Raw genomic sequence first — 1,190 nt, 5'->3', positions numbered from 1 at the left:
ATTGAAGAGGCAAATGCCATGACTAAACATTGGTCTAAAATTCAGTATCTGCACCAAGTGGTGCAAAACGCCAACATCCATATTAAAGGTACTCACAGTTATTACAGCGATTGCTGGGATAATGGTTTTGAGCAATCCGTCGTTCGTTATCTGCTGGGGGATGAAATCAGCAAGCAGTGGCAACCCCGTTGGGAAGTCGACCAACTCTATATTGGTGACTACGTTTGTATCGCCGCCGAAGCGGTGATTTTAATGGGTGGCAACCACAATCATCGAACCGATTGGTTCTGCTTGTATCCGTTTCTTGATGATGTCGAACGTTCCTATCAAAGCAGGGGCGACACGATTATCGGAGATGCTGTTTGGATTGGAATGCGCGCGATGATCATGCCAGGCGTTACGATTGGAGAGGGCGCGGTGATTGCCGCAAACAGTGTCGTGACGAAAAACGTGCCGCCGTACACCGTGGTTGCGGGCTCTCCTGCTAAGCCGATCAAAACTCGTTTTGACTCAGAGACGATTGATAAGTTATTGGCTCTTAAGATGTATTCTTGGGATGAGGCTAAGTTTAACGCGCTTCGCTCTTTTATCTGTGGAAATGATATTGAGCAGTTAATCATTGCGGAAAGTAACTATAAAGATGGCGAATGTCACTGAAATGAGGAAAATTATCAGCGATATGTTATAATCTCGCTCCGTTGTGACGAAAACTATTGTTGCAGCTTGTGCGTTTCCTTGGCATCGATTCGTTTAAATCACCATGAGTCAGAGTTGAAAAACTACGATAGGAACAAGCAAACTCAATTGTTTGAACGCGATCTCGGCGTTTTGACGGTTACAGCGGGAAGGAACTTTGTTCGATAGTAATCGACGCATTCTGTTTAAGTAAGGGAGCCCATTGCGCGGTTCAGAAAGTGTCACTAGAACTTACTCACAACATTATACCCGGCGCATTGACCACGCGTTTTTGGTTGAGGCAAAGGGCATTTGAAGGAGCTGTAAAGGCTCCTTTCACATTTAAGGGCGGCAAACAGCAAACCATTGGCACAATGCTTAACAAGCGCCCTTAAACTAGCCTAAGGCGCATGACACCATCTAATGAGTATTTTCGGAAATAAAGCGAGAAAATTTGCTATTGAACGAAGGTTAAACTAACACTCATTCATTACGGAGAATGAAGAGAACAATAA

1 protein-coding gene is annotated in these 1,190 nt (G+C 44.5%); it reads left to right on the top strand.

The window, feature by feature from the left end:
• Positions 1–18: 18 nt before the first annotated feature.
• Complete coding sequence (locus tag R7P67_RS25355; protein ID WP_318086389.1) at positions 19–657, top strand: CatB-related O-acetyltransferase; 639 nt, start codon at positions 19–21, stop codon at positions 655–657.
• Positions 658–1,190: the final 533 nt, after the last annotated feature.

The organism is Vibrio sp. Vb0937 (genome assembly GCF_033338855.1).
Note: the sequence above shows the minus strand (reverse complement) of the source record. Positions and strands in the feature narration are given on the sequence as shown.

Excerpts from the sequence above, each read along its gene's own strand:
- R7P67_RS25355 (WP_318086389.1), top strand. The coding sequence starts at position 19 with ATGACTAAACATTGGTCTAAAATTCAGTATCTGCACCAAGTGGTGCAA.